Source organism: Variovorax multivorans (assembly GCF_051216835.1).
GTDB lineage: Bacteria > Pseudomonadota > Gammaproteobacteria > Burkholderiales > Burkholderiaceae_C > Variovorax.
Genome location: NZ_JBPJZL010000006.1, coordinates 22,905 through 47,712, shown reverse-complemented (window position 1 = coordinate 47,712; position 24,808 = coordinate 22,905). Strand labels below are relative to the sequence as shown.

At 67.0% G+C, this 24,808-nt stretch carries 23 protein-coding genes; 9 read left to right on the top strand and 14 right to left on the bottom strand.

Features of this window, described 5'->3' with window-relative positions:
• Positions 1–36: 36 nt before the first annotated feature.
• Genes ACSFCA_RS16445 through ACSFCA_RS16425 form a run of 5 tightly spaced genes read right to left on the bottom strand, consistent with a single transcriptional unit; the run spans position 37 to position 4,280 of the window.
• The gene (locus ACSFCA_RS16445; protein ID WP_258352477.1) at positions 37–585 is read right to left on the bottom strand and encodes a TIGR00725 family protein; all 549 of its coding nucleotides are present in this window, start codon (positions 583–585) and stop codon (positions 37–39) included.
• Positions 536–1,357, bottom strand: a complete 822-nt coding sequence (locus ACSFCA_RS16440) for an ABC transporter permease (RefSeq protein ID WP_435460509.1) — start codon at positions 1,355–1,357, stop codon at positions 536–538. The genes ACSFCA_RS16445 and ACSFCA_RS16440 overlap by 50 nt, the downstream gene beginning before the upstream one ends.
• Positions 1,358–1,367: 10 nt before the next feature.
• On the bottom strand, positions 1,368–2,447 hold the full coding sequence (locus tag ACSFCA_RS16435) for an extracellular solute-binding protein (protein WP_258352479.1): 1,080 nt from the start codon (positions 2,445–2,447) through the stop codon (positions 1,368–1,370).
• Positions 2,448–2,469: 22 nt separating this feature from the next.
• Entirely contained in the window at positions 2,470–3,498 is a 1,029-nt protein-coding gene (locus ACSFCA_RS16430) for an ABC transporter ATP-binding protein (protein ID WP_258352480.1), read from the bottom strand.
• Entirely contained in the window at positions 3,495–4,280 is a 786-nt protein-coding gene (locus ACSFCA_RS16425) for an ABC transporter permease (protein ID WP_258352481.1), read from the bottom strand. The genes ACSFCA_RS16430 and ACSFCA_RS16425 overlap by 4 nt, the downstream gene beginning before the upstream one ends.
• A gap of 166 nt (positions 4,281–4,446) precedes the next feature.
• Here ACSFCA_RS16425 and ACSFCA_RS16420 point away from each other — a divergent pair, with 166 nt between their 5' ends.
• The gene (locus ACSFCA_RS16420; protein ID WP_435460510.1) at positions 4,447–5,361 is read left to right on the top strand and encodes a LysR substrate-binding domain-containing protein; all 915 of its coding nucleotides are present in this window, start codon (positions 4,447–4,449) and stop codon (positions 5,359–5,361) included.
• A 28-nt stretch (positions 5,362–5,389) separates the two neighbouring features.
• Positions 5,390–6,298: a ketopantoate reductase family protein gene (locus ACSFCA_RS16415; RefSeq protein ID WP_435460511.1), complete on the top strand. Its 909-nt coding sequence runs from the start codon at positions 5,390–5,392 to the stop codon at positions 6,296–6,298.
• Here the strand turns inward: ACSFCA_RS16415 and gorA are convergent.
• Complete coding sequence (gorA, locus tag ACSFCA_RS16410; protein ID WP_435460512.1) at positions 6,295–7,653, bottom strand: glutathione-disulfide reductase; 1,359 nt, start codon at positions 7,651–7,653, stop codon at positions 6,295–6,297. The two genes, ACSFCA_RS16415 and gorA, sit on opposite strands and share 4 nt — an antisense overlap.
• A gap of 79 nt (positions 7,654–7,732) precedes the next feature.
• Positions 7,733–9,709, bottom strand: coding sequence for a DUF6600 domain-containing protein (locus ACSFCA_RS16405; protein ID WP_435460513.1), 1,977 nt, complete (start codon positions 9,707–9,709; stop codon positions 7,733–7,735).
• A gap of 139 nt (positions 9,710–9,848) precedes the next feature.
• Between ACSFCA_RS16405 and ACSFCA_RS16400 the strand changes: the two genes are divergently transcribed.
• The 3 genes from ACSFCA_RS16400 to ACSFCA_RS16390 all read left to right on the top strand — a co-directional run bounded on the left by ACSFCA_RS16400 (position 9,849) and on the right by ACSFCA_RS16390 (position 13,288).
• Positions 9,849–11,900: a PEP/pyruvate-binding domain-containing protein gene (locus ACSFCA_RS16400; RefSeq protein ID WP_435460514.1), complete on the top strand. Its 2,052-nt coding sequence runs from the start codon at positions 9,849–9,851 to the stop codon at positions 11,898–11,900.
• 222 nt (positions 11,901–12,122) lie between these two features.
• Positions 12,123–12,884: a LysM peptidoglycan-binding domain-containing protein gene (locus tag ACSFCA_RS16395; protein WP_435460515.1), complete on the top strand. Its 762-nt coding sequence runs from the start codon at positions 12,123–12,125 to the stop codon at positions 12,882–12,884.
• Positions 12,875–13,288, top strand: a complete 414-nt coding sequence (locus tag ACSFCA_RS16390; protein ID WP_258352487.1) for a hypothetical protein — start codon at positions 12,875–12,877, stop codon at positions 13,286–13,288. Before ACSFCA_RS16395 ends, ACSFCA_RS16390 begins: the two co-directional genes overlap by 10 nt.
• Positions 13,289–13,329: 41 nt before the next feature.
• Here ACSFCA_RS16390 and ACSFCA_RS16385 read toward each other — a convergent pair whose 3' ends face one another.
• The 3 genes from ACSFCA_RS16385 to ACSFCA_RS16375 all read right to left on the bottom strand — a co-directional run bounded on the left by ACSFCA_RS16385 (position 13,330) and on the right by ACSFCA_RS16375 (position 17,125).
• The gene (locus ACSFCA_RS16385) at positions 13,330–15,261 is read right to left on the bottom strand and encodes a TRAP transporter large permease (protein ID WP_435460516.1); all 1,932 of its coding nucleotides are present in this window, start codon (positions 15,259–15,261) and stop codon (positions 13,330–13,332) included.
• Positions 15,258–15,926, bottom strand: a complete 669-nt coding sequence (locus ACSFCA_RS16380; protein WP_435460517.1) for a TRAP transporter small permease subunit — start codon at positions 15,924–15,926, stop codon at positions 15,258–15,260. The genes ACSFCA_RS16385 and ACSFCA_RS16380 overlap by 4 nt, the downstream gene beginning before the upstream one ends.
• An 89-nt stretch (positions 15,927–16,015) precedes the next feature.
• Positions 16,016–17,125 (bottom strand): TRAP transporter substrate-binding protein, encoded by a 1,110-nt coding sequence (locus ACSFCA_RS16375; protein ID WP_435460518.1) that lies wholly within the window; start codon positions 17,123–17,125, stop codon positions 16,016–16,018.
• A gap of 221 nt (positions 17,126–17,346) precedes the next feature.
• Here ACSFCA_RS16375 and ACSFCA_RS16370 point away from each other — a divergent pair, with 221 nt between their 5' ends.
• Complete coding sequence (locus tag ACSFCA_RS16370; protein ID WP_258352491.1) at positions 17,347–17,757, top strand: rhodanese-like domain-containing protein; 411 nt, start codon at positions 17,347–17,349, stop codon at positions 17,755–17,757.
• A 141-nt stretch (positions 17,758–17,898) separates the two neighbouring features.
• Here ACSFCA_RS16370 and lysM read toward each other — a convergent pair whose 3' ends face one another.
• Positions 17,899–18,363 carry a peptidoglycan-binding protein LysM gene (gene lysM, locus ACSFCA_RS16365; protein WP_093058701.1) on the bottom strand — a complete coding sequence of 155 codons (465 nt, stop codon included), beginning with the start codon at positions 18,361–18,363 and terminating at the stop codon, positions 17,899–17,901.
• Between the two features lie 134 nt (positions 18,364–18,497).
• On the opposite strand from lysM, the gene ACSFCA_RS16360 reads away from it, so the two are divergent.
• Positions 18,498–19,283, top strand: a complete 786-nt coding sequence (locus tag ACSFCA_RS16360) for a type III pantothenate kinase (protein WP_093081040.1) — start codon at positions 18,498–18,500, stop codon at positions 19,281–19,283.
• Positions 19,284–19,286: 3 nt separating this feature from the next.
• On the opposite strand, the gene ACSFCA_RS16355 is transcribed toward ACSFCA_RS16360, so the two are convergent.
• Genes ACSFCA_RS16355 through ACSFCA_RS16345 form a run of 3 tightly spaced genes read right to left on the bottom strand, consistent with a single transcriptional unit; the run spans position 19,287 to position 22,341 of the window.
• Positions 19,287–20,615, bottom strand: coding sequence for a serine hydrolase domain-containing protein (locus tag ACSFCA_RS16355; protein WP_435460519.1), 1,329 nt, complete (start codon positions 20,613–20,615; stop codon positions 19,287–19,289).
• Positions 20,616–20,639: 24 nt separating this feature from the next.
• A complete protein-coding gene (locus ACSFCA_RS16350) occupies positions 20,640–21,455 on the bottom strand; it encodes a crotonase/enoyl-CoA hydratase family protein (RefSeq protein ID WP_258352494.1) in 816 nt (271 codons plus the stop codon).
• Positions 21,456–21,492: 37 nt separating this feature from the next.
• The gene (locus ACSFCA_RS16345; RefSeq protein ID WP_435460520.1) at positions 21,493–22,341 is read right to left on the bottom strand and encodes a 3-hydroxybutyryl-CoA dehydrogenase; all 849 of its coding nucleotides are present in this window, start codon (positions 22,339–22,341) and stop codon (positions 21,493–21,495) included.
• Between the two features lie 172 nt (positions 22,342–22,513).
• Between ACSFCA_RS16345 and purT the strand changes: the two genes are divergently transcribed.
• Together purT and ACSFCA_RS16335 are read left to right on the top strand one after the other, a co-directional pair.
• Positions 22,514–23,716, top strand: coding sequence for a formate-dependent phosphoribosylglycinamide formyltransferase (gene purT, locus ACSFCA_RS16340; RefSeq protein ID WP_435460521.1), 1,203 nt, complete (start codon positions 22,514–22,516; stop codon positions 23,714–23,716).
• Between the two features lie 63 nt (positions 23,717–23,779).
• Positions 23,780–24,721, top strand: a complete 942-nt coding sequence (locus ACSFCA_RS16335) for an alpha/beta hydrolase (protein WP_435460522.1) — start codon at positions 23,780–23,782, stop codon at positions 24,719–24,721.
• The last annotated feature ends 87 nt before the right edge of the window (positions 24,722–24,808 follow it).

The following is a 24,808-nucleotide window of genomic DNA, read 5'->3' as shown; positions in this document are numbered from 1 at the left end:
ATTGTGCAATGCGCCCGCCGCTTCAGCCGGGGGCAGTCAGGCCAGCAGGCAGGCGAGCACTTTCGTGAGCATGTCTTCTACGTCCGTGGCCTGCACCGCGCCGGGCAGCGCCACGTCGCCATGCATCACGAACACCGGCTTGCCCCATTTGAGCCCCAGCGCCATTTCCGACAGCGTGCCCATGTTGCCGCCGATGGCGACCAGGCACACGCCGCTGCGCGCGACGATGCCGTTGCGCATCTCGCCCATGCCGGTGGGAATGGCCACGCTGAGCCATTCATTGGCGTTGCGGTCGTCGTCCTCGGGCAGGATGCCCACGACGACACCGCCGGCCTCCGCGGCCCCGCGCGAGGCCGCGGCCATCACGCCGCCGCGTCCGCCGCAGACCACGGACATGCCCGCGCCGGCCAGCGCATGCGCCACCGCGTGGGCGGCTTCGCATTCGGCCGGGCCGCCGTCGCCCGGGCCGATGATGGCCACCGGCTGGCGGTAGCGCTCGGGCCCCCGCTGCTTTTGCGCGAGGCGCACCAGCGCCTCAGTGACCGGCGCCGACAGCACCACGCTCGCGCCTTCGCGTAAAGACATCGCCTACTCCCATCACGATCACACACACCACCATCAGCACCAGCGACAAGGCCGCCGCCACCGCGAAATCGGAACCGCCATCGCCCACCTGCGCGAGCAGCATCAGCGGCAGGATGTTCAGCTGCGTGCCCACCAGCGCCAGCGCCGTGCCGTAGGTGCCCATCGCGATCGCGGCCACCATGCAGGCATTCGACAAGACCGAGGGCATCACCTCGGGCACCACCGTGTCCCAGAAGGCGCGCGCTTTCGAAGCGCCCAGCGTGCGCGCCGCCTGCGCCGGACGCAGGTCGAGGTTGGCGAACACCGGGTACAGCGACAGCGCCACGCGCGGAATCAGGTAGTAGGCATAGGCGAAGCCCAGGCCCGACACGCTGTAGATCCAGCTGCCGATGGCCGCCGGGTCGCCGCCGAGGCCCGCGAGCAGCTGCGTCACGAAGCCCGCGCGGCCGAAGGCCAGGATGAAGCCGTAGGCAATCACCAGCCCCGAGAAGGCCAGCGGCAGGCCCAGCAGGGTCATCATCCATTGGCGTCGGCCTTCGGGCTGGCGCGCCAGCTCGATGGCGATACAGGTACCCACCAGCGCCGACATCGCGCCCGCCGCAAGGCCGAGGCCCAGCGTGTTGCGCAGTGCGCCCAGGAACAGCGGGTTGCCGAACAGCCGCCCGAAGGCGCTGCCGCCCTCGGCGAAGGCTTCGGGCAGCAGCGCCGCGAGCGGCACCGCGAAGAAAAGCGCCATGAAGGCCCATGCGGGCCAGGCGCCAAAGCGTCGCATCACGGCCTGCTTACTTGCCCAGCGCGGCCTGCGCCCAGAGCTTGTCGACTTCGGCCTTGCGCTCCGAGGCCTTCACCACATCGAGCGGCTTGATCTGCGGCGCGGCCGGCATCTTGGCCGCCACGTCGGCGCTCAGCGGCGTGCCCGGCACGGCCGGACGCACGAAGCCCTGTGCGAACAGCGACTGGCCGGCCTCGCTCATGATGAAGTTGAGCCACAGTTTGCCGGCGTTCGGGTTCGGGCCGTTCTTCACGAGGCTGATGGCGTACGGTGCGGCCACGCTGGCTTCCTTCGGAATGACGACTTCCACTGCATCGCCCATGCCGTCGACGTGCTTGGCCTTGAGGCCGTCGTTCTCGTAGCTGATCCACACCGGAATCTCGCCCTTCAGGAACTTGGCGTACGGCGTCGTGCCCTCAACGCGCAGCACATTGCCGGCCGCATGCAGCTTGCCGAGGTAGTCGGTGCCGGGCTGCACGTTGTCGACGCTGCCGCCGTTGGCATATGCCGCTGCAAAGGTCAGCACCTGGCCGATGCCGGTGGAGCGCGGGTCGAGATACACCACCGTGCTCTTGAACTCCGGCTTGAGCAGATCGGCCCAGCCGGTGGGCACGGTCTTCACCAGCTTCTTGTTGACCAGGAAGGCGATGTTGAGCGTGTGGATGGTGAACCAGCGGCCCTCGGCCTCGCGGAACACGGGCGGCAGCTTGTCGAAGTTGACGGGCTTGAAGGGCGCGACCACGTCTTTCTTGGCGGCATCGACGGCCGAGGCTGCGAAGTAGTAGGCGGTGTCGGCCTGCGGGCGGCGCTTGGTCTTTTCGAGCGCGACCACGGTGGCGGCGGAGCCGATGTCGTTGTAGGTCAGCTCGATCTCGGGGTAGCGCTTCTTGAAGTCGCGGAACAGCGACTTCCAGTTGGCCCATTCGGGGCCGGTGTCGAAGGAGACGCACAGGCCTTCCTTCTGCGCCTCGGCGTACAGCGCCTTCTCGCCCGCGTAGAGCTCGGGGCCGTCGAAGGCGAAGGCGGTGCGGGCCGCGAGGGTTGCCAGCGGCAGTGCGCCGGCGGCCTGGATCAGATGTCTGCGTTGCATGGTGGCTCCTTGAAGGAAAAGGTCAGTGGTCAAGTAAACGAAGGTGTTCGGGCGCGATGGCGATGGCTTCTGCAGCGGGTGCTGCCGACTCGGCGAGGAAGGGCTTTCCCGCGCCCGGCACCTCGAAGTCGTAGCGCGTGAGCGCACCCAGGTAGCGCTGCGCGCCGATGCGGCCAGCGAGGCGATTCACGGCGTCGGGCGCCGGGTCGGGCCGGATGTGTTCGGGGCGCACCAGCACATGCAGCGCGGTGCCGAAGGGGCGGTGGCCGGTGTCGGCGAAGACTTCGGCAAAGCCCAGGTCCAGCCGGCCCGGCGCTGCCACCTTCGCGGGCAGGATCGTCGACAGCCCGACGAACTCGGCTACCGCGCGGCTCGCGGGGTTCTCGTAGATCTCGCGCGGCGTGGCGATCTGCAGCAGCCGGCCGTCTTTCAGCATGGCCACGCGGTCGGCCATTACCAGCGCTTCTTCCTGGTCGTGCGTGACCAGCAGCGTGGTGGCGTTGAAGCGCTGCTGTATCGAGCGGATCTGGTCGCGCAGATGGCCGCGCACGCTGGCGTCGAGGGCCGACAGGGGCTCGTCGAGCAGCAGGGCGCGCGGGTCGATGGCCAGCGCGCGGGCCAATGCCACGCGCTGCTGCTGTCCGCCCGAGAGCTGCGCCACGGCGCGCTGCGAGAAGTCGCCCAGCCCCACGATGTCGAGCAGTTCCTGCGCGCGCTTGCGCCGCTCGGCCGTCGCCACCTTGCGCAGCTTGAGCCCGTAGGCCACGTTGTCGAGCACGCTCAAATGCGGAAAGAGCGCATAGCTCTGGAACACCATGCCGATGTGGCGCTGGTGCACCGGCGTGCGCGACATGTCTTCGCCGCCGAGCATGATGCGGCCGGTGTGGCCCGTCTCCAGGCCCGCCACCAGCTTCAGCAGCGTTGATTTGCCCGAGCCGCTCGGCCCGATCACCGCGACCAGTTCGCCGGTGCGCACGTCGAGCGACACGTCGTGCAGGCCGTGCGTGCTGCCGGGGTAGTTGTAGCTGACGTTGTCGAACAGAAGGCTCATGCGCGCTGCTTTACAAGGGAAGAAGAAAGAAGCGCCGACGCACTGGCCAGCACAAGAAGGATCACCGTGGCCGCGCAGGCAAAGCCCGTTGCGCCGTAGAAGGCCTGCAGCAGCACCACCGGGTAGGTGCGGTTCTGGAAGCTCGTGAGCAGGTTCGACACGCCGAATTCGCCCACCGAAATGGCCGCCACCATCACCAGCCCGCTGATCAGGCTCTGCCGCAGGCTCGGCAGCACGATGCCCGTGAACTGCTGCCAGCCCGAGGCGCCGAGCGTGGCTGCCGCCTGTTCGAGCCGGCCGAGGTCGAGGTGGCGCAGGTCGGTCAGCAGCGTGTTCGTGAGGTAGGGCAGCGTGAGGATCGCGTGCGCCGCGATCAGCAGCGGCATCGAGCCCAGCCAGGGCGCGAGGTCGGTGTTGAACACGATCATGTAGCCGAAGGCCAGCGTGATCGCCGGCACCGCCACCGGCGTGGCGCTCACGATGCGCGCCGCCAGGCTGCCGCCGCGCCGCGCTCCGTGGTACAGCGCATAGGCCAGCGGCAGCGCCAGCACGGTGTTGATGGCGCAGGCCGCCATGGCAACCACGAGGCTGCTCACGAAGGCTTTGCGAAAGGAGGTGTCGAGCCAGAGGTCGACATACCACTGCCCCGTGATGCCCGTGGGCAGCAGCGTGTTGGTCCAGTTGCCGCCCACGCTGCCGACCAGCAGCAAGGCGATGGGCAGCAGCAGGTACAGGCCGTAGATGAGCGAGATGCCGCGAACCAAGGTTGTCTCCAATGTCATGGACACCCGGCATACTTTCCGGATGCGCTACTGTTCGCGCCGGACATGCCGCCGCGTTGTCTCGAATTCTAGGAACCGCATGCGAACTTATGGGTGAAAGTTGGATGACGACACTTGAGCAATCGGAAAGCGTTTTTCATGCGGCTTTCACAAAGCGGAGCCATGCATGAAGCGCGACTGCCCCACCATCCAGGAACTGCTGGCCTTCGATGCCGTGGCGCGCCACCAGAGCATCACGCTCGCGGCTGGCGCCCTGTGCATCACCGTGAGCGCTGTCAGCAAGCAGATCGCGGGGCTCGAGGCCTTCCTTGGCCGCGAGCTGTTGCAGAAGAACGGGCGCGGCGTGCAGCTTACGCCGCAGGGGCGCGTGTACTGGCAGAAGATCTCGGGCGGCCTGCGCGCCATAGAAACCGCAACCTTCGAGGCGCGCTCGGGCGACGCCGGTGCCGGCCTGCTCACGCTGGCGAGCGTGCCCACCTTCCTTACCAAGTGGCTGATTCCGCGCCTGCCCGCCTTCAGCCAGAAAAGCCGCCACGTGATGCTGAGCTTCAGCCGCCACCTGGAGCCGAGCGACGGCATTCCGGCGGGCGTGGACGCCGCGATCCGCTACGGCCCCGACGGCTGGCCCGGCGTGGTGTCCGAATACATCGCGGGGCGCGAGTTCGTGCTGATCGTGGCGCGCTCGCTGGTCGAGGGGCGGCACCGCATCGCGCAGCCCGCCGACATCGTCGGCCACACGCTGCTGCATCACGAGGGCGCGCCCGGCGCGTGGCGCCAATGGGCTGCGCAGCACGGCGTGCCCGAAGTGCAGACGGTGGCCGGCCCGCGTTTCGCGCAGTATTCGGCGCTGATACAGGCGGCGCTCAACGGGCTGGGCATCGGCCTCGTGCCGAAGCTGCTGGTGCAGGAAGAACTCGCCGAAGGCTCGCTGCTGAGCCCCTGCGGCACGCCGGTGAGCGTGAACCAGGGGCACTACCTCTGCTACCGGCCCGACCGGCTCGACCTGCCGGCCTTCGCAGCATTTCGCGAATGGCTGCTGGACGAAGGTCTGAAATCGCGCGGCGTGGAGACCGAGGCATGATCGCCGCGACAACCAAGGAATCGAACCGATGAAAGTCGCAGTCATGGGCGCCGGCGCAGTCGGCTGCTACTACGGGGCCATGCTGGCGCGCGCCGGGCATGAGGTGGTGCTGATCGGTCGGCCTTCGCACGTGGAGGCCGTCAACGCCAAGGGGCTCAGGCTGGAGACCAAGGCTTTCGACGAATTCGTGAAGGTGGCTGCGAGCACCGAGGCCGACGCGGTGCAGGGCGCAGACCTCGTGCTGTTCTGCGTGAAGTCGACCGACAGCGAAGCGGCCGCCGAGCAGATCAAGCCGCATCTAGAGCCCGGCGCACTGGTGCTCACGCTGCAGAACGGCGTGGACAACGACGAGCGTGTGCGCTCGGTGCTGCCGTCGAACGGGGTTGCCGCGGCGGTCGTCTACGTGGCGACCGAGATGGCGGGGCCGGGCCATGTGAAGCACCACGGGCGCGGCGAGCTGGTGATCGCGCCTTCGCGCATGAGCGAACAGGTGGCGCAGCATCTCGTTGCCGCAGGCGTGCCCACGCAGATATCGGGCAACGTGCGCGGCTCGCTGTGGGCCAAGCTGATCCTCAACTGCGCCTACAACGCGCTCTCGGCCGTCACGCAGCTGCCCTACGGTGTGCTCGTGAAGGGCACGGGCGTGACCGACGTGATCCGCGACGTGGTGGCCGAATGCCTCGCTGTCGCGAAGGCCGAAGGCGTCGAAGTGCCCGGCGATACCGACGCCGCCGTGCGCGGCATCGCGCAGAGCATGCCCTCGCAGTATTCGTCGACCGCGCAAGACCTCGCGCGCGGCAAGCTCAGCGAGATCGACCACCTCAACGGACTGGTCGTACGGCGCGGTGAGGCGCTGGGCGTGCCCACGCCGGCCAATCGTGTGCTGTTCGTGATGGTGAAGCTGCTCGAAGGCAAGCAGCAGGCGGTGCGCGGCTAGCCGGGCATCGGTTCGCGCATCGTCACGAATTCTTCGGCGGCCGTGGGGTGGATGCCCACGGTGCTGTCGAACAGCGCCTTCGTTGCGCCTGCACGCATTGCCACCGCAAAGCCCTGAACGACTTCGCCCGCGTCCGCACCTACCATGTGCAGGCCCACCACGCGGTCGCTCGCCTTGTCCACGATCAGCTTCATGAACGTGCGCTCGCTGCGGCCCGACAGCGTGTGGCGCAGCGACTTGAACTCGCTCGAGAACACGGTGACATCGCCGAACTTCGCGCGCGCGTCGAGCTCGCTGTAGCCGCAGGTGCCGATGTTCGGGTGCGTGAAAACGGCAGTGGGAATGAACTCGTAGTCGAGCCGGCGCTTGCCCTTGCCGAAGAGCTCGTCGACCACCACCATCGCTTCGGCCAGTGCCACTGGCGTGAGCTGCACGCGCGTGGACACGTCGCCCACCGCGTAGATCGACGGCACCGAGCTGCGGTAGTGCGCATCGACCGCGATCGCGCCGCGCTCGTCGAGCTTCACGCCCGCCGCTTCGAGGCCGAGCCCCTGCGTGTTGGGCACGCGGCCGGTAGCAAAGAGCACCGTGTCGGCCTCGATCTGCTGGCCGCGCGCCAGGGTGACCGTGAGTCCGTGCGGCCCGCGCGTGACCGAGGCGGCTTCGCAGTTCAGCCGCACGTCGACGCCGGCCTTGCCCATCTCGTTCGCCAGGAACTGCCGCACGTCGTCGTCGAAGCCTGTGAGCAGGTGCGCGCGGCGGTGCAGCTGCGTGACCTTGGAACCTAGCCCGTTGAAGATCGACGCGAATTCGCAGGCGATGTAGCCGCCGCCCACCACCAGCAGGCGCTTGGGGAACGGGTCGAGGTCGAACATCGCGTCGGAGGTCACGATGTGCTCGCGGCCTGGAATGTCGGGCACGAAGGGCGTGCCGCCGGTGGCGACCAGCAGGTGGCGCGCGGTGTGGCGCCGGCCATCGATTTCCACCGTGTGGGCATCGACCAGCTGCGCCCATCCGGTGACGAGCGTGACGCCCGAGTTCTTCAGCAGCGAGGCGTAGATGCCGTTGAGCCGCGTGATCTCTTTTGCGCGCTGCGACTTGAGGTGCGCCCAGTCGAACTGCGGCGCCCCGTGCAGCTTCCAGCCGAAGCCCGCGGCTTCCTCGAAGGATTCGGCATAGCCGGCCGCATAGCTGTAGAGCTTCTTCGGAATGCAGCCCACATTGACGCAGGTGCCACCGAGTTCGGCGGCCTCGGCGATGGCAACGCGGGCGCCGGTGTGCGCCGCCATGCGAGCGGCGCGAACGCCCCCGCTGCCGCCGCCGATGACGAAGAGATCGAAGTCGAATGTGGGCATGAAAGGCTTGCTCCTTGGCCGCCGACTGTAGCGGCGGGGCGAAGGCAGCGCTTTCAGCGGGGCTTGCGGAGGGCTGTTCTCAGCGCGAGTCCGGCGAGGTCCAGAGCCTGCGCGGATCGTCGCTGCGCTGGCCTTGCGGCTGCGGTTGGGGCGCGATGCCGCGCTGCTGCTGGAGTGCACGCAGCTGGGCCTCCTGCGCCTGGCGCATCGCGTTCTGCTGCGCCTGCTGCTGGGCTTGCACCTGCTGCTGCGCCTGCGCGGCGCGCAACTGCATTTCCTGTTGCTGGCGAAGCATCTGTTGCTGGGCCAAGGCCTGCTGTTGGGCCGCGCGCTGTTGCTGGAGCTGCATCTGCTGCATTTGCTGTTGTTGAAGCAATTGTTGCTGCTGCTGGGCTTGCGCCTGTGCGGCGCGCTGCTGCATTTCCTGCTGTTGACGCAGCGCCTGTTGCTGCTGGGCCTGCAGTTGTTGTTGCTGCTGTTGCTGTTGCCAGCGCTCCTGCTCGCCGCGCTGGCGCCAGTCTTGTTGTGCCCGCCAATCCTGCTGTTGGCGCCATTCCTGTTGCTGACGCCCGCCCTGCTGGCGTTGCCATTCCATCTGCTGTTGTTGCTGCAGCTGCTGCTGTTGTTGGATCTGTGCGGCCTGCGCCGCGCGTTGCTGCATCAACTGCTGCTGTTGCGCCTGCTGGAACTGGGCTTGCTGTTGCTGCCGCGCCATCAGCGCCGCAGCCGGCGGCATCACGGCGGCGGGCCGGCCGAAGCCGCCGCCGAAGCCGTTGATGGCGATGCCCGGCGTGGGCGCCACCGGTCCGCGCGAGAAGCGGTCGTCGGGCAGCCGCACCAGGTCGCGCCGCCCGAAGGTGCCGCGGCCGAAGCGGTCGGCGGGCAGCACGGTCACGGCGCCCGGCATCTGCTGGTTGGCATAGAAGTCGTTGCGGGCCTGCCGGTTGTAGATGGCCGTGCGGTTCACCTGGTCCATATAGCGCTGGCTCGCGTGGTAGCCGGGGCGCCATTGCTCGCCCGGGGCCAGCGGAAACCAGCCCACGCCGTTGCGGCCGTTGCCGATCTGCACGCCCGCGTTGGCACCGCCACCCACGAAGCCGACCAGCGCCGGCGAATACACCGGCCGCCCGTTCGGGCGCCCCGGCACCCAGCCCCAGCGCGGACCCACGCGCGCCCAGCGGCCGTAGTGGAAGGGCGCGAAGCCCCACGGCGCGGCGTCGACCCAGGTAAGCCCCCATGGCGCGACATTGACCCACTGGCCGTCACGGTAGGGCGCCCAGTCGGCATCGACGTTGCGCGGGAACCAGACGTCGCCATACGTGGCGTCGCTCTGCCAGTCGCCGTAGTTGTCGAGTTGCTGGTAGCCGACCACCTCGCGCGACACATAACGCGCGGAGACCGACTGGTCTTCGAGGCGGTTGCGCTCGGCCACCCAGGCTTCAAAACCGCCGGTCTGCTGCGGCGCTCCGCCCACGGCCGAAAGGTCGCGGCCCGACACGGTGAGCTGCTGCCGCGCGCCCAGCGATTGCGACTGGCCGCTGTCGCCGTAGAGCGTGACGCGGCCCGAGGCCACCGCCACCCAGGTGGTGCCGGCGGCCGGATCGGATGCGATTCGGTATTCGCCCGGCTCGTCGATCACCACCGCAATGTTGCCGGTGTCGACCTCTACGCGCTGGCCCACCAGCTCGTCGCGCACGCGCAGCTGCAGGTTGCCCTGGTTCGATGTGATGCGCGCCGTGTCGTCGTCGAGTTCGGAAAACTCCACGTGCGTCTGCCCGTCGAGCCGCAGTGCCGCCGAGCCGATGTACAGCTCGGCCCGCGCGTTGCGGTCGGTCCAGAGGCGGTCGCCGGTGGTGATGGGGCGGTTGGGCTGCGCGTCGTACCAGCTGTCTTCGCCGGCCGGCGCGAAGCTCACCGTGCCTTGCTGGAGGTTGAGCCGGGCGACGCGGCCCGGCGGGTCCTGCTGCGCGCTGGCCGCGAGGCCGACGCACAGCAGCGCCAAGCCGAGCAGCCATCGGCGCGGGGCGTAAAGCATGGAAAGGGCGGGTTGGCTCATGGCGTTGTTCTCTGATCCTCGGGACGATGCGAAAGCGCTGTGTTTGTAACGCGCGAGAATCCGCTGCCGCTGTCACCGCCTGTCCACTGCTTGGTGAAGCGCGCGTGCAATCGGCAACCGGCTGTAAGGAGGGATACCCATGAAAAACCAGAAGAACGCATGCCGCACAAGCGTCGCGCGCTCCCGAAACAATAGCGTGACTGCGCTGTGCCTCGTGGCCTTGGCGACCTTTGCGGCCATGCCCGCGACCGCCATTGCCCAGCTGGCGCGCAAGCCGTCTTACTACCAGCAGCAGAACCAGCCGCAGCCCGAAGGCCCGGCCGCGCAGCTCGTGCCGCGCCCCGCGGTGCCGTCGTCGCTGCCCGCGCTGCGCGGCCAAAGCGACTTCGACCAGATGGCGCGCGTCTACGACGCCGGCACGCCCATGCAGCTCGCGCACGTTCTGTTCGCCATCGACCGGCAGGCCAGGCCGGCGCGCATGTACTACATCGACACGCCGCGCTATCAACTGCACGTGCGCTTCCTGCGCGACACCCGGCTGGCGTCGAGCACCGCCAAGCGCGAGATCGACCGCAACTACCTCGTGCCCGACCGACGCTTCCTGTTCGGCACGCTGAGCTGGCAGCAGAACATCGGCACCTTCACCTACGAGTTCTGGGAGGGCGACCGGCTCACCGCGCCGCTGCTGCGGCAGGCCGACGAGCAGGTCAAGGCCAGCTTCTTCGCGCCGGTGAAGTTCAAGACCAACTCCACGCTGCACGAACGCGTGGCGAAGGAAGCCGGCATCGACTCCGTGAGCCAGGAGGCGCTGATCCGCGAGCAGCCCTTCCTGCCGATGAACCTGGGCACCGCCACCGGCCGCGTGCGCATCGTGGACGACGAATCCGGCATCAACGCGCTGCTGCCCGACGACATCGCCGTGCTGAGGCAGGTGCCGATCAGCCTGCCGCCGGTGGCGGGCGTGCTGACCGAGCGGCCCTCGACCGCGCTCTCGCACGTCAACCTGCTGGCCAAGGGCTGGGGCATTCCGAACGCTTATGTACGCGACGCCGCCACGGTGCTGAAAGCGCACGCGGGCCAATGGGTCGCGTTGAAGGTGGCTGCCTCGGGCTACCAGGTGCGCCTCCTTACGCCTGAAGAGATCGCGGCGCTGCCACCGCGCGCCGCGCGCACAGCGTCCACCGGCGCCACGCCCGGCAGCGTGCGCGCCATCAAGCCCGACCTGCGCGAAACCCGCCTGCTGCCGCTGGCGTCACTGCGTGCGCGCAACAACGCGCAGTGCGGCACCAAGGCCGCGAACCTCGGGGCCATGCTGGCCGCGCACATTCCGAGCACCTCGGTGCCCGACGGCTTCTGCATTCCGTTCGCGCACTACGACCGCTTCATGCGCGCCAACGGCCTTGCCGAGCGCATCGCGCGCATGCAGCAGCAGCCCGGCTTCGCAAGCGACCCGAAGATTCGCCAGAAAGCGCTGGCGCAGCTGCGCGACGAGATCGTGCAATGGCCAGTCGATGCCGCCACCGCGGCGGCATGGCGCGCCGCGTGGCAGTCGCAGCTCGGCGGTGGTGGCGTGTTCGTGCGCAGCTCGTCCAACTCCGAAGACCTGCCCGGCTTCAGCGGCGCGGGGCTCTACACCACGGTGCCCAACGTCAAGACCGGCGACGCGCTCGAAGTTGCGGTGAAGAAGGTCTGGGCCTCGGTCTTCAACCCCGAAGCCTGGGAAGCTCGCAGCGCCGCGGGCTTCGGCGCCGAGTCGGTGCTGATGGGCGTGTTCGTGCAGACCGCCATCGACTCGACCAACGCCGGCGTGATGATCACCCGCGACCCGTTCGACGCGGGGCATCCGCATGTCACCTACATCTCGGCCAAGCGCGGCATCGGCATCCGTGTGGTCGAGGGGCAGCGCGTGGCGGAGCAGGTGATGTATTCGAGCTGGTCGAAGGCGATCCAGGTGCTGAGCCGGTCGGCCGAGGAAACCTCGCTGCAGCTCGACAAGGAGGGCGGGGTGAAAGAGGTGCCGGTGGAAGCCGGGCGCAACGTACTGACCGATGAGCTGGTGGTGCGCCTGGCGAACGTGGGCGCTGCGGTGAAGCGCACCTTCAACGCGGTCGATCAGGACATCGAGTGGGCCACCGTGGGCGACCGTATCGTGCTGCTGCAGGCGCGGCCGTATGTGGAGCGGCGGCGCTGAGTCGGCGCCACAAGCTTCCGATAACCCTGAATGGATCGGCTCGCTTCCAGCCGAGCGAGCAAGCCGGCGTTTCCGCGGCTCTTGGCTTTGCAGCGTTCGTCATTCTGAAACGAGCGGAAACCACAATACGCCGCAGTTCTGAGCGATGGATTCTTCTTGCCACGCACGAGGTCCATATGCGCGAACGCTTTCAAGAGCAAACCAAAAGACAGGGGGGATCGAATGACCGAAGCCGCACACCGAGCGCGCCATACGGAGGGCAGGCACGCCACGCCCAAGCCAAAGTCCGGTTTTGAAAAGTGGCAGGACGACATCGGCAAATCGGATGACAGTTGGGACGTCTACGACTGCGAAATCCAGTTGGCAGTCAACGAGTTCAATCGCCATCTTTCCGGCAAGGCAGGCTACACACCGCTGAATTGGCAACTCGTCAAGGCGATGGTGTGGGTAGAGACGGGTGCCAACAAGGAGCTGTGGAAATCCAACCCCATCCAGATCGGGATGTACAACGATCCGGGCCTGAGCGATCTCCTGGCAAAGGACAAGGGCGGCGAGCTGATATTGCCGCCGCAGATGAACCTGTCGGCCAATCGCGTCCGAGCCGAACCGGCACAGAACATTCGCGCGGGCATTGGCTATCTGCTCATGCGCTCGGCCAGCTTCGAAACCCGCAGCGTTACCGATGCGGACATCAGGATTTACGAAGCCACAGTCCAGCCGGGCGACACCATCGAGAAGATTGCCAAGGCTCGAGGCAGCACCGTCGAGGTCATGAAGAAGATGAATCCATCTGCCCATGTACTTCGACCCGGGCAGACTTTAAATTACCGGAAGGCTTCCATGCAGAAGGTCATCACGCGGTGGATGCCTTTGACTTCAATGACGGTAGCGAACCGGTACAACACGGGAGATCCCCGATATTCCCAAAAACTTGACTATGCGATCAACGTGATCCAACAACGCGATGCCGCCGCATGCAAATGACGAGATTTGATTTCCCGCTTCTGGGCGCGCTTGGCCTGATGCTCGCCGGACCCGTGCTGGCAGCCGATCTTCCGTTCGTCGGCGAATATCAAGGCACCGGCAGGCAGTGCTTTGGAAAGCTGTCGGTACAGAGCAAGGTCATCGAGTGGCGCACACCCTTTGCGGCCTGCAGGAAAACGCCTTATCGGATGCTCAAGAAAGAATCCGACGGCTCTGAGCAAGAAGCAGTTTTCGTCTTGCAAGGAACGCCGTGCGGCTTTGGCGTGATCGTCCTGAGCCTGGACCCGAAGCAGCCGCAGTATTGGAATGCCACTGGATATCGATCGATGGCCGAATACGAGAAGAACAGCGACGACAAGCTGCTTTGCAGCGTTGAGCGACTCCCCGGGCACCCCAGGCGCTGAGCTGCTTGTCGCCGTCAGGCGCCGCCCACCGGCGTCGGCCCTCACCCGTACAGATACTGCGGCAGCCAGAGCGTCAGCCCCGGCCAGATGTACATGAACACCATGCACAGGATCACGATCAGCATGTACGGCATCATCCCCGCGAAGATCTGGTTGATCGTCACGTGCGGTGGCGACACTCCTTTCAGATAGAAGGCCGACATCGCCACCGGCGGCGAGAGGAACGCTGCCTGCAGGTTCACGAACACCAGCACGCCGAACAGCAGCGGGTCGATCTGGAAGTGTGCGAGCAGGGGCAGGAAGATGGGCACGAAGATCACGATGATCTCGGTCCACTCCAGCGGCCAGCCCAGCACGAAGATGATCGCCTGCGACAACAGCAGAAACTGCAAGGGCGTGAGGTTCATGCCCATCACCCATTCCTCGATGATGCGCTGCCCGCCCAGCAGCGCGAACACCGCCGAGAACAGCGCCGAGCCCACGAAGAGCCAGCAGACCATCGAGGTGGTCTTGAGCGTGAGGAACACGGCCTCCTTGGTCTTCTTGAAGTCGAGCGTGCCGGCCTGCCAGGCCATGAGAAAGGCGCCGGCCGCGCCGACCGCGGCCGATTCCGTGGCGGTGGTGATGCCGAACAAGATCACGCCCAGCACCACCAGTGTCAGCGTGGCCAGCGGCATCACCGACGACACCAGCATGCGCAGGATTTCGAACTGCTCGGCATCCATGCGCCAGTAGTACCAGGCGAGCAGCGCTAGCGTGAAGAGGCTGGCGAGCAGGAAGCCCGTGTAGAAGGCTTCGGGCACTGCGGCGGTCTTCGGCGCATCGACGGCTTCGCCAAGTTGTTGAAGGCCGCCTTCCGCAGCAGGCGGCGCTGAAGGAGCTTCGCTGCCGGGTGGTTCCTCGACACCGCCGGGAGGCTCCTGCAGGCCGCCTTCCGATGCGGACTCTTTCGGCTCGTCGGACGTGGGCGGTTCAGCGAGCCCGGTGCCGGAGGCCTCGGGCGATGCAGCAGCGGCCGGGGCTTCGGTCTTCTGCATCGCCTGTTGCTCCGCTACCGTTGGCGCATTGTTGTCCTTCTGCGAGTAGATCGTCACGTACCACCACACCGAGCCCAGCGTCGCAACTGCGAGCGCCAGCGGCACCAGCGCATTCAGCAGGCTGCGCAGCAGCAGCCACCAGGTGATGCGTACGCCTTCCGCCGCACCGCGCATGGCACGCGCAGGCGACACCACGGCCGCGAACAGCGCCGGCAGCATGCGCGGCGAATAGCTGGCCGCGATGTGCGCAACCCACGGCGTGACCGGCGCGCGCTGCTGGTCGGGCGGCAGCTTGGGCGCCACCTTCGGCTGCAGCACGGCCCAGCCGATCACGTAGAGCAGGTAGAGAAACGCGAGGAAGAAGCCCGGGAACATGGCGGCTGCATAGAGCTTCACCACCGACTGCCCGGCCACCGCCGCGTACACGATGATCATCACCGAGGGCGGAATGAGAATGCCGAGCGTGCCGCCGGCCGTGATCACGCCGGCTGCGAGCCGCGTGTCGTAGCCCGCATTGAGCATCGGCCGCATCGCAATCACGCCCATCAACACCACCACCGCGCCGACCAGGCCGCTCGCGATGCCCCAGAAGGTGCAGACGATCAGCGTTGTCACCGCGAGAGAGCCAGGCACGCGGCGGAACGCTAGCTGCACGCTGTGGAACATCTTGTCCACCAGCGCGCCGCGTTCCATCACGTAGCCCATCAGCACGAACAGCGGTATCGAGAGAAGCGTCTCGTTGGTCATGGCGCCGAAGGCGCGCTGCACCATCAGGTCGAAGACCTTGTTGTCGAGCCAGGGCGAAGCGGGGTCGTAGAAGGCGATGAAGCCGAAGAACATGCCCAGGCCCATCAGCGTGAACGCCGTGGGAAAGCCGAGCATGATCACGACCACGATCAGCCCGAGCATCAGGAGGCCGAGTGCGGGTTCGCTCATGCCGCACCTCCAGTCGTGTCGCTCTTGCGCTGCTGCGCAGCCTGCTCGATGGCCTTGGCCTTGTCGATCACCTCGCGCTTGTCGGCTTCATCGACGTAGCTGCTGCCGGCGAGCTGTTCGCCGACCACGTCCATTTCTTCCGCGTCCTTCAGGCGGGGTGTCCACACGCCGGTCTTCAGGCACAGCGCACAGCGCACCATCTCCGCGATGCCCTGCAGCAGCAGCACCGCGCCGGCCACGGGGATCACGAACTTGAACGGGTACACCGGAATCGGGTCGGCGTTGAAGGTCTGCTCGTGCATTGCCAGCGATTCGCCGAAGTAGGTCCAGCCCGACCAGGTGAGCGCCACCACGCCGGGCAGGAAGAAGAGCGCGAACAGCACGAGATCGAGCGTGGCCTGCGTGCGCGGCTTCATGCTGCCGTAGAAGAAGTCGCCGCGCACATGGCCGGCTTGCGAGAGCGTGTAGGCGCCGCCCATCATGAAGAGCGTGCCGTAGAGCATGTTGTTGGCGTCGAAGATCCAGGCGGTGGGCGCGTTGAGCGCATAGCGCTTGAACACCTCGCCGCACACCAGCAGCATCAGCGCCACGATGAGCCACGAGAAGGTCTTGCCCACGACCATGCTGAAGCGGTCGACGGTGTGGAGGAAGCGTTGGATGGTCATGAAGGCATGGGCAAACAGCAAAGCACGCATCGGAAAGCCAGCCATCCGGAACATTCCGTATGGCTGGCGCGAACCGTCACCGAGATTCTTCAGGCCTTCTTTTTACTGAAGTAGTGGTTGTAGGCCATCTTGAAGTCCACCCCGTAGTCGTTCTGCCACTGCAGCGCGCGCTCGGCGAACACTCGCTGCGACTCCAGCACCTTCTTGAACAGCGGGTTCTCTTCGGCCTTCTTCGCCACCGTCTTGTCCCAGGCCGCGAGCTGCGCGCGCAGCACGGCGTCGGGCGTCTTGTAGAACTTGATGCCGGCTTTCTTCATGTCGGCATAGTCCTGCGAGTTGCGCTGCACCGCCTTCCAGCTCATGTCGGCGCTCGCAGCCTGCACCGCGTAGTCGATGATCGAGCGCAGCTCCTGCGACAGCGCGCTGTACTTGCCTTTGTTGAACAGCACCTCGAACTGCTCGCCCGACTGGTGGAAGCTCTGCAGCATGCAGTTCTTCACCACGTCGGGGAAGCCCAGCGTGCGGTCGCTCGAAGCGTTGTTGAACTCGGCCGCGTCGATCAGCCCACGGTCCAGCGCGGGCACGATCTCGCCGCCGGGCAGCGGGTTCACCGCCGTGCCCATCTCGGTGAACATGTCGACCGCGAGCCCGACGGTGCGGAACTTCAGGCCCTTCATGTCCTCGACCTTGGCCACCGGCTTCTTGAACCAGCCCAACGGCTGCGTGGGCATGGGGCCGTAGAGGTACGACACCACTTCCATGTTCAGGCTCTTGTAGATCTCCTCGAGCAGCGCCTTGCCGCCACCGTAGTTGTGCCAGGCCAGCACGGTGTTGGCGTCCATGCCGAAGCCCGGGCCCGAGCCCCACAGCGCGAGCGCCGAGTTCTTGCCGTAGTGGTAGGCCACCACGCCATGGCCGCCGTCGAGCGTGCCCTTGTTCACCGCCTCCAGCAGTTGGAAAGCCGGCACCACGGCGCCCGAGGGCAGCACCTCGATCTTGAGGCGCCCGCCGGCCATGTCATTGACCTTCTTGGCGAAGTCGTTGGCGTACTCGTGGAAGATGTCCTTGGCGGGCCAGGTGCTCTGGAAGCGCAAGGATGTGGTCTGGGCCACGCTGACCATCGGCACCGACATGGCGCCTGCGGCCACGGCTGCACCCTTGAGGAGGTTGCGGCGGCGGGGTGATTTGCTGTCTGTCATGTTGTCTCTCTCCAAAACAAGTTCTGATGACGAAGAAACCCTGCCCGCCCCTTGGAGTTATGTTTGGCAGGTCCAAGCCGCATCTTTGGCGCGCAGGAAAACGTGACAAACAGGGTTTTCACGAACTGGTGAAAAATTCCACCATCCGGCGAGGGCATCGGGCAACGTAAAGACGGCCACTGCCTGGGAAGTAACCCTATTCATTTGAAGGACGCAAAGAGATGACTGAACCAGTTGGGGAAAAAGGCTATGCCGGCGACGTGACGCCCGAGCAGGCCGCGCAGTGGGTGGCCAGCGGCGAGGCCGTGTTGGTCGACGTGCGCACCGACGCCGAGCGCGAATGGGTCGGCTACGTGCCCGGCGCCGTGCCTCTGGCCTGGAAGCAGTGGCCGGGCATGGCGATGAACGCCGCGTTCGACGACGGCATCCGCGCTGCCGCTGAAGGAAAGAAGAAGCTGGTGCTGCTGTGCCGCAGCGGCGTGCGCTCCATCTCCGCCGCCAAGCGCGCGACGGAACTGGGTCTTGAGGCCTACAACATCCTCGAAGGCTTCGAGGGAAACCCGGACGAGCAGGGGCATCGTGGGCAGATTGGCGGCTGGCGCAAGCGTGGGCTGCCTTGGAAGCAGAACTAGGGATTCCTGTTCGGGGTGCGCTCTCGCCGCCGGGGGACATTCGCGGAGGGGAGTACCCGGTGTCATTCGCACGCACCCCGGAAAGAAACAAAAAAGGCCCACCGAAATCGGTAGGCCTTTTGCCGTTCGAAGAACGAAAGATCAGCTCAGCGCAGGAATGCGCAATTTCTGCCCCGGATAGATCTTGTCCGGGTGCGTCAGCATCGGCTTGTTCGCCTCGAAGATCGCGTTGTATTTGTTGGCATCGCCGTAGTACTTCTTCGAGATGGCCGACAGCGTGTCGCCCCTCACCACGTCGTGGTACTGCGCGGGTGGCGCGGCCGGGGCGACGAGGTTGTTCTCGACGCTGGTCACGTTCGCCACGTTGCCCGCGGCCAGCGAAGCTTTTTCGCTGGCTTCCTGCGAGGGCGCCTGGCCCGCAAGAGTGACTACGCCGCTGCTGGCCGTGTAGGTCACCTCGAGGCCCGTGAGGCCCAGGTTCTGCGTCTCGATGTAGGTCTTGATGGCGGCTGCCGCCGCCGCGTTGGCGTCGGGCGTGGCGGCCTGCGCCGACGATCCGCCGAACAGTTTCTCGCCCGCCTCCTTGATGAAACTCAGCAATCCCATGGCTTTCTCCTTGTGCGGTGGTGGATGGAATTGGCGAATGTAGCGGTGGAACACCGAGGGCCGGCGTAGGCCCACGCCGCGTGTGTCAGCGACGCGCCAGCAGGAATAGACACAAAGTCGCAATAATCCCGCGCATGTCATCCCCCTTCCTCGCCATCGACATCGGCAACACCCGCCTCAAATGGGCGCTCTACGACTCGGCCCGCCCCGGCGCCGCGTTGCAGGCGCAGGGCGCCGAATTCCTCGACCACATCGAACGGCTGGCCGACGGCCCCTGGGCCGACCTGCCTTCGCCCGGCTCCATGCTGGGCTGCGTGGTGGCCGGCGACGCAGTGCGGCGCCGCGCCGAAGAACAGATCGTCGAGCGCTTCGACTGCACTCCCCGCTGGGTGATGCCCAGCGCCGGCGAGGCTGGCATCGTCAACGGCTACGACCATCCCACGCGCCTGGGCGCCGACCGCTTCGTGGCGATGATCGGTGCGCGCCACCGCATGCTGGCCGAGAGACCCGGGCAGCCGCCGCGGCCGATGGTGGTGGTGCTGATCGGCACGGCCGTGACCGTCGAGGCGATCGACACCGAAGGCAAGTTCCTCGGCGGCCTGATCCTGCCGGGCCACGGCATCATGCTGCGCGCGCTGGAGTCGGGCACGGCGGGGCTGCATGTGCCCACCGGCGAAGTGCGCGAATTTCCCACCAACACCAGCGACGCGCTCACCAGCGGCGGCACCTACGCCATTGCCGGCGCGGTCGAACGCATGGTGCAGCACGTGCGCTCGCACTGCGGCATGGAGCCGGCCTGCTACATGACCGGCGGCGCTGGCTGGAAGATGGCGCCCGTCATGAACGGGCACTTCGAGCTGGTCGAGAGCCTGATCATGGACGGCCTCCTGGTCATTGCCCGGGAGCGGGCCGCCGCCTGAGGCTCAGGGGCGCATCAGCGCCTCGGCCATTGCCTGGAACGCGGGCAGCGTCAGCGGATCGTTCGCGCCGTTGGCCGCTACCGGGTGCGCCGCATAACGCACGATCACCATCTCGGCCCTCGGGTCCACATAGATGCTCTGGCCGTGGATGCCGCGCGCCATGTATGCACCGTGCGGGTTGTGCGAGACCCACCACATGTCGCGGTACGACCAGCCCTTGAGCAGCGGATAGCCGGCCTTCACGAACTTTGTCGGGTCGCCGCCGCGCTGGATGTCTTCCACCACCGCCTTCGGAATGGCCTGCTGCCCGTTGGGCGCGCGGCCGCCGTTGCGCATGGTCTCGCCGAAGCGCGCAAGGTCGCGCAGCACGGTGTTGAGGCCGCCGCCGCCCGACTCGGTGCCGATGCGGTCGACCATGAAGTAGGCGTCCTGCTCGGCGCCGATGCGGCGCCAGATCTTCTCGCTCAGCAGGTCGGCCAGCGACTGATTGCTGGCGCGGCGCACGATCCAGGCCAGCACCTCGGCGTTGACGGTCTTGTAGGCGAACGCGTCACCGTGCTCGCCTTCCTTCTTCAGCGTGACGAGAAACTCGTAGAACGACTTCGGGCCGGTGTAGTTCTGGCCTTGGGTGAGCATGCCGCCGGCACGGGCGTAGTCCCAGATCTCGGCCTTGGGGTCGGCGTAGTTCTCGGAGTAGTGCACGCCCACGGTCATGTCCATCACCTGGCGCACGGTGGCGTCGCCGTAGGCGGTGTCCTTGAGTTCGGGGAGGTACTTGGTGACGGGCGCGGCCGGGTCGAGCTTGCCTTCGTCCGCGAGGATGGCCGCCAGCGTGCCCACGAAGGACTTGGTGACCGACATCGCGATGTGCGGGCGCTCGGGCGTGAGCGCGCCGAAGTACTTCTCGTAGACCACCTTGCCGCGGTGCAGCACCAGGATGCCGTCGGTGTAGGTGCCGGAGATCATCTGGGCGAAGTTGAGCGTCTGCTCGCTGCCCAGGGGTTTGAACGTGACGGCCTCGATGTCGAAGCGCGGCGTTGCAGCCGGCAGCGGGCTGGCCGCACCGCTGCCGCGCCACACGTTGGCGGTGGGTACCGTCTCGCGCACGTGCGAGAAGCTCCAGCGCGTGCGCGGAAACACGCCACCGGCCGGGTTGTCGAAGGTGATGAGCTTGTCGGGCGGGGGCGGGAAGCCCTTCATCCAGCCCAGCGCGTCGACCGAGGTGGCCGCGGGGTCTGGCAGCGCGGGGGGCGTGGGCGTCTGGGCGGAGGTTGTATTCACGGCGAGCAGGGTGAAGGCGGCGGCAAGCGCCGTGCGAATGAAGAGGGACATGTTGTTGTTCTGGATGAAGGGGGATCAACGGCCGCTGAAACGCGCCGGGCGGCGTTCGATGAAAGAGCGCACACCCTCGGCGGCGTCCTCGCTGTTCGACAGGCGCTTCTGTGTCTCGATGAACTCCGACACTGCAGCCAGCGGCCCCTGCTCGACGGCCTTGATCACGTTGAGCCGCGTGGCCACCACTGCCAGCGGCGCCTGGGCTGCGATGCGCTGCGCAATGGCCAGCGCCGCATCGAGCTCCTGCCCTGCCGGCACCACCTTCTGCACGAAGTTCAGGCGATAGGCCTCGGCGCTGTCGAACTCATCCGCCGTCAGCAGGTGCAGCATCGCGTTGCCCACGCCCGCGCGCTCGGCCATGCGCAGCGTGGCGCCGCCCGTGGCCATGATGCCGCGCTGCACTTCCATCTGCGAGAAGCGGCAGTTGTCGGCCGCCACAACGATGTCCGCGCCCAGCATCAGCTCGATGCCCACCGTGAAGCAGATGCCCTTCACCGCCACCACCATCGGCTTGGTGCGGCGGCGGTAATCAGGCAGGCCGAAGTCGTGCGGCTCCACCATGCCGGCCGGAATGGCCTTCTCGCCGCGCTTCATGTACTCGGTGACCGCCGGCAGGTCGAGGCCTGCCGTGAAGTGGTCGCCGAAGGCATGCAGCACGCCCACGCGCAGGTTCGGGTCGTCGTCGAGCCGGGTGTAGGCCTCGGCCAGCTGCTTGAACATCGGCGGCGTCCAGCCGTTGCGCTTGGCAGGGCGGTTGATGCCGATCAGCAGCACATGGTCGAGCACCTGGGTGTCGATGCAGCCTTCTGCGGGCGGGTTGGTGGGGGTCGCAGTCATCGGTCTTGTCTCCGTGTTTTTGTTGTGGCTCTGCGGATCAGTAGGTGTACACGCCGCGGCCCGTCTTGCGGCCCAACTGGCCGGCCGCGACCATTTCCTTCAGCAGCGGGCAGGGGCGGTACTTGGAATCGCCGAACTGCTCCAGGTACACCTCCATCACGGCCAGGCACACGTCCAGGCCGATCATGTCGGCCAGTGCCAGCGGGCCGATGGGCTGGTTGCAGCCCAGCTTCATGCCGGCGTCGATGTCTTCCGCCGTGGCGATGCCCTCGGCCAGCACGAAGAAGGCCTCGTTGATCATCGGCACCAGGATGCGGTTGACCACGAAGCCCGGCGCGTTCTTCACCGTGATCGGCGACTTGCCGAGCGTCTCGGCCAATGCCTTCACTGCGTCGTGCGTGGCATCGCTCGTGAGGTAGCCGCGGATCAGCTCCACCAGCGCCATCATCGGCACCGGGTTGAAGAAGTGCATGCCGATGAAGCGGTCGGGGCGCGAGGTGGCGGCTGCCAGCTGCGTGATCGAGATCGACGAGGTGTTCGACGCGATGATCACCTCGGGCGCCAGCATGTCGTCGATCTGCTTGAGGATCTTGAGCTTGAGCGCGTGGTTCTCGGTGGCCGCCTCGATCACCAGTTGCGCGCTCTTCAGGTCTTCGTAGTTGGTCGAGCCCTTGATGAGCGCCAGCGCGGCGGCCTTCTGCTCGGTGGTGAGCTTTTCCTTCTTGATCAGGCGGTCGAGGCTGCCCGACACCGTGGCCAGGCCCTTGTCGACCGCCGCCTGGGCGATGTCGACCATCACCACATTCACGCCGGCCACAGCGCAGGCCTGCGCGATGCCGTTGCCCATCGTTCCGGCACCGATGATGCCGACAGTCTGGATAGCCATGAGAGAACTCCTTGAAGAAAACAAAAAGGGGGTGCGCGCGGCTGGCGCCACGGCAAAACATCGATTGTGAAGCAGCCCCGCAGCCGTGCCGTTGCCGCGTGCGACACCGGCGGCCCGCCGGTGGCTTACAGTGCGGCGGTTGCTTTTTTCAGCTCTTTTCGACCCTCCGACCATGACCACCCTCGGCACCCCCCTTTCCCCCTCTGCAACCCGCGTGATGCTTTTGGGCTCCGGCGAACTAGGCAAGGAGGTGCTGATCGCCCTGCAGCGCCTCGGCGTCGAGACCATTGCCGTCGACCGCTACGAGAACGCCCCCGGCCAGCAGGTGGCGCACCACGCGCGCACCATCACCATGAGCGACCCCGAGCAGCTGAAAGCGCTGATCGAGGCCGAGAAGCCCGATCTGGTGGTGCCCGAGATCGAGGCCATCGCCACGCCGATGCTGCAGCAGCTCGAAGACGCAGGCGTGGTGCGCGTGATTCCCACGGCCCGCGCCGCCCGCCTGACGATGGACCGCGAAGGCATCCGCCGCCTGGCCGCCGAGACGCTGGGCGTGCCGACCAGCCCCTACAAGTTCTGCGACTCGCTGGCCGAGCTGCAGGCCGCCATCGACGGGGGCATTGGGTACCCTTGCATCGTCAAGCCCGTGATGAGCAGCTCCGGCAAGGGCCAGAGCAAGATCGACGGCCCCGCCGACGTGCAGAAGGCCTGGGACTACGCCATGGCCGGCGGCCGGGTGAGCCATGGCCGCGTGATCGTCGAGGGCTTCATCGACTTCGACTACGAGATCACGCTGCTCACCGTGCGCGCCAAGGATGCCGGCGGCGCTGTGCAGACGCAGTTCTGCGACCCCATCGGCCACGTGCAGGTGAGCGGCGACTACGTCGAAAGCTGGCAGCCGCACCCCATGGCGCCCGCTGCGCTGCAGAAGGCACAGCAGATCGCACAGGCCGTGACGGCCGACCTGGGTGGCCAGGGCCTGTTCGGCGTCGAGCTGTTCGTGAAGGGCGACGAGGTCTGGTTCAGCGAAGTGAGCCCGCGCCCGCACGACACCGGCATGGTCACCATGGCCACGCAGTGGCAGAACGAGTTCGAGCTGCATGCGCGCGCCATCCTCGGCCTGCCGGTCGACACCTCGCTCAAGAGCCCGGGTGCCAGCGCGGTGATCTACGGCGGCGTGGACGCCACCGGCATCGCCTTCGACGGCGTGGCCGAGGCGCTGCAGGTGCCCGGCAGCGACATCCGCCTGTTCGGCAAGCCCGAGAGCTTCATCAAGCGCCGCATGGGCGTGGCGCTGGTGCATGCGGACGACACCGACACGGCCCGCAAGCTCGCCAAGGAAGCCGCCTCGCGCGTGAAGCCACGCAAGGCATAGCCAGTTTTCGCAAGCCGCGCCGCAACGGCGCGGGCATGGTCGAGCGGTTCCACCGGAGACACCATGCTGCACCCCCAGGCTCGCGCCTTGCTCGACTTCATCGAGGCGCGCGGCATTCCGCCGACGCACACCCTGTCGCCCGCCGACGCGCGCGCCTTCTACCGTGAACGCCGCGCCGCCACGCAGCCGCTGCCGGCCGAAGTGGCCGAGGTGCGCGACCTCGCCGCAGACGGCCCGCACGGCACCATCCCGGTGCGGCTGTACCGTCCTCTGGGTTCCGGCGCAGGCCCGCTGCCGGTGCTGGTGTATTACCACGGCGGTGGCTGGGTCATCGGCGATCTCGACACACATGACGTGCTGTGTCGCGAGTTGGCCAACGGCGCAGGCTGTGCGGTGGTCGCGGTCGACTACCGCATGGGCCCGGAGCATCGCTTTCCCGCCGCCGTCGACGACGTGCTGGCCGCCACCCGCTGGGTGCGTCGCGAGGCCGCGGCGCTGGGGCTCGATGCGAGCCGTCTCGCGGTGGGCGGCGACAGTGCCGGCGGCAACCTCGCGGCGGTGGTCTCGATTGCCGCGCGCGATGCCGGCGACCTGCCCATCGCCTTCCAGCTGCTGATCTACCCGGCCACCGACATGCGCCGTGGCCATCCGTCACACCAGGCCAACGGGCAGGGCTACCTGCTGACCAGCGACACGATGACGTACTTCCACGACCACTACATCACCGACCCGGCGCACGACCTCGACTGGCGCGCTTCGCCGCTGTTGCACGCCGACCTGTCGAAGCTGCCGCCTGCGCTGGTGCTCACCGCCGGCTACGACCCGCTGCGCGACGAAGGGCTGGCCTATGCGGAGGCGCTCACGGCCGCGGGCAACCGCGCCATGTACGTGTGCTTCGAGCGCCAGATCCATGGCTTCATCACCATGGGCAAGGTACTCGACGAGGCCAACACGGCAGTGGCGCTCTGCGCCGCCGAACTGCGCCGCGCACTGGCACCGGCCTAGGGAAAGTCCCCGCGCAAATCGATATCGCGCGGGCGGCTCGCGCCGCTACGATCCAGCCAACAAAGACGCCACCCCGCAGTGGCAGTC